The organism is Oerskovia rustica (assembly GCF_014836555.1).
GTDB classification, from domain to species: Bacteria; Actinomycetota; Actinomycetes; order Actinomycetales; family Cellulomonadaceae; genus Oerskovia; species Oerskovia rustica.
In genome coordinates this window covers 23,190-29,658 of record NZ_JACSQQ010000021.1, presented here as the reverse complement: position 1 = coordinate 29,658, position 6,469 = coordinate 23,190, and the positions used below count along the sequence as shown (strand labels likewise).

5 protein-coding genes are annotated in these 6,469 nt (G+C 72.0%); 3 read left to right on the top strand and 2 right to left on the bottom strand.

The features are described 5' to 3' along the window. Positions 1-50: 50 nt before the first annotated feature. Positions 51-719, bottom strand: coding sequence for a phosphate signaling complex protein PhoU (gene phoU / locus H9652_RS12950; RefSeq protein ID WP_138822837.1), 669 nt, complete (start codon positions 717-719; stop codon positions 51-53). 169 nt (positions 720-888) lie between these two features. Here phoU and H9652_RS12945 point away from each other — a divergent pair, with 169 nt between their 5' ends. Next, entirely contained in the window at positions 889-2,277 is a 1,389-nt protein-coding gene (locus H9652_RS12945) for a sensor histidine kinase (RefSeq protein WP_318244162.1), read from the top strand. Next, a complete protein-coding gene (locus H9652_RS12940; RefSeq protein WP_191796617.1) occupies positions 2,274-2,975 on the top strand; it encodes a response regulator transcription factor in 702 nt (233 codons plus the stop codon). The genes H9652_RS12945 and H9652_RS12940 overlap by 4 nt, the downstream gene beginning before the upstream one ends. Before the next feature lie 121 nt (positions 2,976-3,096). Here the strand turns inward: H9652_RS12940 and H9652_RS12935 are convergent, their stop codons facing one another. Then, positions 3,097-4,989: a BCCT family transporter gene (locus H9652_RS12935; RefSeq protein ID WP_318244161.1), complete on the bottom strand. Its 1,893-nt coding sequence runs from the start codon at positions 4,987-4,989 to the stop codon at positions 3,097-3,099. A gap of 323 nt (positions 4,990-5,312) precedes the next feature. Between H9652_RS12935 and pstS the strand changes: the two genes are divergently transcribed. Beyond that, positions 5,313-6,449: a phosphate ABC transporter substrate-binding protein PstS gene (pstS, locus tag H9652_RS12930; protein ID WP_191796616.1), complete on the top strand. Its 1,137-nt coding sequence runs from the start codon at positions 5,313-5,315 to the stop codon at positions 6,447-6,449. The last annotated feature ends 20 nt before the right edge of the window (positions 6,450-6,469 follow it).

The window sequence follows — 6,469 nt, the reverse complement described above, 5'->3', positions numbered from 1 at the left end:
GGAGCGGCGCCGTCGGGCGTCGGTGGGGCGGGAGACGACCCGGGGGTGCCCTAGGCGCGCATGGCCTGGCCGCGACCGTCCACGAAGTCGCCCGTGACGAGGAACGTCACGCGCTGGGCGATCGAGACACCGTGGTCACCGAACCGCTCGTAGTAGCGACCCACGAGGGTCACGTCGATCGTCTCCTGCGCCGTACCGGTCCAGTCCGGGCCCAGGAGGGCAGCGAACGTGTCCTGGTGGAGGTGGTCCAGCAGGTCGTCGTCGCGCTCGACGTTGGCCGCGACCGTCAGGTCCCGCGTCGTGAGCAGCGTCGTGGTGCGGCGCGCGACCCGGGTCGCGGCGTCGTGCATCTGGGAGAACGTCCCCTCCAGCAGGGGGTGGATCGCGTGCGCCGGGTAGCGGCCCCGCGCGACCTGGGCGACGTGCCGGGCGAGGTCGCCCATCCGCTCCAGGGTCGCGCTCATGCGCAGGGCGCTCACGACGACGCGCAAGTCCGTGGCGACGGGCTGCTGCTGCGCGAGCAGCAGCACGCACCGCTCGTCGAGCTCACGCTCCAGGGCGTCGATCGCATGGTCCGACGCGATGACGGACTGTGCGAGCTGGAGGTCTGCGGTGAGCAGCGCCGTCCCGGCTCGACTGATGGCCGACTCGACCAGCCGACTCATCTCGGCGAGGTCGTCGCCGACCTGCTTGAGCTCGGCCTCGAAGATTTCCCGCATCGCTTCCCTTTCCTGGTGACCAGCAGAGTCCACCATGACAGGTGCGGTGAACGGGGAGATGAACGGTCAGGTGAACGCTGGGACGACGCCACGTGAACTCTTGGACACGCGTCGCTCCCCCGGCCCGGACTGGTCGGGCGGCCCTGTGGGACGACCGTACGCTGGTGGTGTGGAAGGAATCCAGGAGGGAATCGGGCTGCTCGTCGCAGGGGTCATCGGGCTCCTCGTCGGCGTCTTCGCGACGCTCGCGTTCCGGTTCAGCGAGCGCACCCTGCGGCGTATGCCCGACGAGGAGGCGCCCGAGCTCGACGAGGGGCTGGTCCGTGTCCTCGCGGTGCTGCGCTCCGCTGCCGTCGTGCTCGACGCCGAGGGCGAGGTCGTGCGGGCCAGCCCGCCGGCGTACGCGCTGGGCGTGGTCCGCGGCGACGCGATCGTGCACGCCGCGATCCTGGACATGATCTCCGAGGTGCAACGGGACGGCGTGATCCGCGACGAGGAGCTCGAGCTCCCGCGCGGGCCGGTCGGGCGCGGCATGGTCATGCTGCAGGTCCGGGTCGCCCAGGTCGGCCCCCACCACATCCTGGTGCTCGCGGAGGACCGGACCGAGGCGCGTCGTATCGACGCGATCCGGCGCGACTTCGTCGTCAACGTGTCGCACGAGCTCAAGACGCCCGTGGGTGCGCTCGCGCTGCTCGCCGAGACCGTGCAGGACGCCGCGGACGACCCGGTCGCGGTCCGCCGCTTCACGGGCCGCATGCAGCAGGAGGCGACGCGCCTGTCCGCGCTGGTGCAGGAGATCATCGAGCTCTCCCGCCTCCAGGTGGCCGGCGCCCTCCAGGCGGTCACGACCGTGCCCGTGCGCGGGGTCGTCGAGGAGTCGGTCGACCGCGCCCGCACGAACGCCCAGGGCAAGGGCATCGTCCTGACGGTCGGCGGGGACCTCGACGCCGTGGTCTACGGCGACCACGCGCTGCTCGTGACCGCGGTGCGCAACCTGCTCGACAACGCGGTCGCCTACTCGGGCGAGAACACCCGCGTCGGGGTCGGGGTGAGCGTGGTCGGCGACCTCGTCGAGATCGCGGTCGTGGACCAGGGCATCGGGATCTCCGAGGGCGAGCAGCAGCGTGTGTTCGAGCGCTTCTACCGGGTGGACCCCGCGCGCTCGCGCGACACCGGTGGGACGGGCCTGGGGCTCAGCATCGTCAAGCACATCGCGGCGGACCACGGCGGTGAGGTGACCATGTGGTCCGAGCCGGGCCGTGGGTCGACCTTCACGCTGCGCATCCCGGCGGCGAACCCGACCGCCGAGGGCTTCGAGAGCAGCGCGGACCCCGACGGGGACGACGCGGCCGAGCCTTCCGGGCCCATGGACGCGGTCGGCCCGGCGGCCTCCGGCGACTCGGCTGTCCCCGGCGACACCGCCGACACGGCGGCCCCCGGCGGTCCGGCCGCCCCCGACGACCCCACGAACCCCGGCCTCGCACCCTCCCGGGCGCAGGGCTCCCAGACAGCTCCCCATCCGGGCACGTCCCCCAGAACCAAGGAGGTGGGTGCGTGACGCGCATCCTGGTCGTCGAGGACGAGGAGTCGTACCGCGACCCTCTGACCTACCAGCTGGCCCGTGAGGGCTTCGACGTCGTCGAGGCGGCGACGGGGCCCGAGGCCCTGGCCGCGTACGACGCCGGGGGAGCGGACCTCGTGCTGCTCGACCTCATGCTCCCGGGCCTGAGCGGCACCGAGGTGTGCCGCGAGCTGCGGCAGCGCGGCAACGTGCCCGTCATCATGCTCACGGCCAAGGACTCGGAGATCGACAAGGTCGTGGGCCTCGAGCTCGGGGCCGACGACTACGTGACCAAGCCCTACTCGTTCCGCGAGCTCCTCGCGCGTGTCCGTGCGGTGCTGCGGCGCCAGGGCAGCGTCGAGTCGCCCGCGGAGCCCGAGGTCGACGGGGCGCTCGAGGTCGGACCCGTGCGGATGGACGTCGACCGGCACGTCGTGACCGTGCACGGCGAGCTCGTGTCGTTCCCGCTCAAGGAGTTCGAGCTGCTCGAGCTGCTGCTGCGCAACGCCGGACGCGTGCTGACACGCGGCCAGCTCATCGACCGGGTGTGGGGAGCCGACTACGTGGGCGACACCAAGACGCTCGACGTGCACGTCAAGCGCATCCGCTCCAAGATCGAGCCCGACCCCGCGACGCCGCGCTACCTGCTCACGGTGCGCGGCCTGGGCTACAAGGTGGCCGACGGCGCCTCGTAGGCCGGGCGCGCCGGCACGTGTGTCGGGGCGCGTCGCCCGTGCGGCCTGACGCGGGCGACGCTCCTGTCAGGCGGGCGGCCGGGCGGCCGGGCGACCAGGCGGGCGGCCGGGCGACGCCCCGTCAGGCGGGCGGCGGCCCCGCGGGCGGGCCGCCGGGCGGTGCGTCGCGGTCGCGCCGCCGGGGTCGTCCGATGAGCGCACCTCGCCGCTCGGCGGGAGTCTTGGGAGGTTTCGGCGGCTTGGGCGGTCTGCGCCCGTCGCTGCCGTAGAGCTCGTCCCACTGCTCGGAGATGGACTCGGTGACGCGGCGCGTGACGTGCTGGGTGAGGGCGAGGCGGGCCTGCGCCCGTTCGGCGCGCAGGATCGCGTTGTGCTCCTCGCGCAGGGCGATCACGGTGGACAGAGCCATCCCGATCATCACGACCGAGAACGGCAGGGCGATGAGGATCGCGGCCGTCTGGAGCGCGGTGAGACCGCCCGAGATCAGCAGGGCGATCGAGAGGAGGCCGGACAGGACGGCCCACAGGATGCGGTTCCAGACCGCGGGGTGCGGGTCGCCCCCCGAGGTCAGCATCCCGACGACGAACGAGCCGGAGTCGGCGGACGTCACGAAGAAGACCCCGATGAGCACGATCGCGAGCACCGTCAGGACGGGTCCGCCCGGCAGGTCGCCCAGGAGCTGGAAGAGCACGGTGTCCGTGTCGACGGTCCCGTCGGCGCCTATGAGCCCGCCGTCGCCGAAGATCTGCCGGTACAGCGCGGAGCCGCCGAAGACCGAGAACCACAGGAACGTCACGAGCGTGGGGACCAGCAGCGTGCCCATGACGAACTCACGGATGGTGCGGCCCCGGGAGATGCGCGCGATGAAGACGCCGACGAACGGCGCCCAGGAGATCCACCAGCCCCAGTAGAAGATGGTCCACGACGACTGCCACTCGAGGCCGGCGTCGCCCTGGAAGGCCGTGGTGTCGAACGTGAGGCGGATGACGTTCTGCAGGTAGTACCCCATGGACTGCACGTAGTCGCGCAGGAGGAACAGCGTGGGGCCGACGACGAGCACCGTGAGGGCCAGGACGCCGGCGAGGACCATGTTCCCGTTGGAGAGCCACTTCATACCGCGCCCCAGGCCGGAGGCCACCGAGAGCGTCGCGACGGCCGTGATCCCGACGATGAGCCCGATCTGGAGCGCGAGGCCCGGATCTGCCACGTTCAGGAAGCCGAGCCCGGCCCCGATCTGCAGGACGCCGAAGCCGAGCGAGGTCGCGACGCCGAACACGGTGCCGAGCACCGCGACGACGTCGACCACGTCGCCGAGGCGCCCCTTGACCCGGTCGCCGAGCAGAGGTTCGAGGGCCCACCGGATCGAGACGGGCCGCCCCTTGCGGTGGATCGCGTAGGCGAGCGCGAGGCCCGCGACGACGTAGATCGCCCAGGCGTGCACGCCCCAGTGGAGGTAGCTCTGCCCCATCGCGGCCTGCGCGAGCGCGGCGGGGTCGCCCGTGACACCGGGCTTGGGCGACGCGAAGTGGGTCAGCGGCTCGGCCGCTCCCCAGTACACGAGCCCGATCCCCATCCCGGTCGCGAACAGCATCGCGAACCACACGGGCAGCCGGAACAGCGGGCTCTCGTCGTCCTTGCCGAGCACGATGTCGCCGAAGCGGCTCAGCCCCATCCACAGCGCGAAGATGACGAACCCGGCCACGATCAGCACGTAGTACCAGCCGAACGCCCCGATGACGTCGGCCTGGAGCGTGCTCAGGACGGCTGTGGTCCCGTCGGTGAAGACCATCGCGAGGAGCACGAACAGCAGGATGAGCCCCGCGGCGGGGTAGAAGACGCGCGGGTACATGCGCCCGGGCGGGGCGGGCAGTGCCGCCGTGCCCGACGCCGTCGCGTCCTCGGGCGGGGGAAGGGTGCCGTCGGCGGCCGTGGCCTGGTCCGCGGCAGGTGCCGCGGCTCGCTCCTCCGGCTCGTCCTCGGCCGGGTGCGGATGGCTCGTGCCGTCGTCTGTCACAGGGGTCCTCCTGACGTCCGTCGTGGTGCGGTCGTCGATCGACCTCGGGTCGCCGGCCGTGGTGACGGCACGGCGACCTGTTCTCACCAGACTTCCCGACCCGTACAGGCGGGGCAACCGCTGGGGCCCGTGGTGAGCGTGTTCTCGCTCACCGGGCCGCCGTCGGGCACGCCGGCACTGCTCTGTCCACAGGCCGCAAGAGTCTGTGCACTGTTCATCCGTCGTTCACCCGGAGCACCGGAGCGCGTCACCCGGGCTGCTTAGCGTCGTTGTTGTCACCGGCGCTCGCTGGTGCCCCCGCGTTGACAGGATGGAAGAAGAGAGTGAAGCTCAGCCGATTCACCCGCGCAGGTTCCGCAGCAGCCGTCGGCGTGCTCGCGTTGACGTTGGCAGCGTGCGGCTCGAACAGCACCGACTCCGGTGGTGGCGCCGCCACCGACGGCGCAGAGAACGGCTCGACCGAGGACCTGACCGGCACGCTCGCCGGTGCGGGCGCCTCGTCCCAGGAGAAGGCCGTGGCCGGCTGGATCGCCGGCTTCGGTGACATCGCCCCGGGCGTGACCCTCAGCTACGACGCGGTGGGCTCTGGCGGTGGCCGCGAGCAGTTCCTGTCCGGCGCGACGCAGTTCGCCGGCTCCGACGCCGCCCTCAAGGACGACGAGCTCGCGACGGCGACCGACCGCTGCTTCGGCGGCGAGGCCATCGAGGTCCCGCTCTACATCAGCCCCATCGCCGTGATCTACAACCTGCCCGGTGTCGACGCCGAGCACCTCAACCTCTCGGCCGAGACCCTCGCGAAGATCTTCAACCGCGAGATCACGACCTGGAACGACCCGGCCATCGCCGCGGAGAACGAGGGCGTCACGCTCCCCAGCACCGCGATCATCCCCGTCAACCGCTCGGACGAGTCGGGCACGACGGAGAACTTCACCGAGTACCTCGCGGACGCCTCGAACGGCGCCTGGCCGCACGAGGCCAGCGGTGACTGGCCGCTGTCCGGCGGACAGTCCGGTCAGGGCACGCAGGGCGTCGTCGACACGGTCACGGGCGCCGAGGGCGCCATCGGGTACGCAGACGCCTCGCGCGCCGGTGACCTGGGCACGGCCGCGATCAAGGTCGGCGAGGAGTACGTGCCGTTCTCGCCCGAGGCCGCGGCCAAGGTCGTCGACGCCTCGCCGCGCGCCGCGGACGCGACCGACAAGCGCCTGGTCGTCGAGATCGACCGCACCACGACCGAGGCCGGCGCCTACCCGCTGGTCCTCATCTCCTACTCGATCGCCTGCGACACCTACGACAAGGCCGAGGACGCCGCCAACGTCAAGGCGTACCTGACCTACGTCGCCAGCGAGGAGGGCCAGGCGCGCGCCGCCGAGCCGTCCGTCGCCGGCTCCGCCCCGATCTCGGACGCGCTGCGCACCGAGGTCCAGGCAGCGCTCGACACGATCAGCGTCAAGAGCTGACCGAACAGCTGAACACGGTC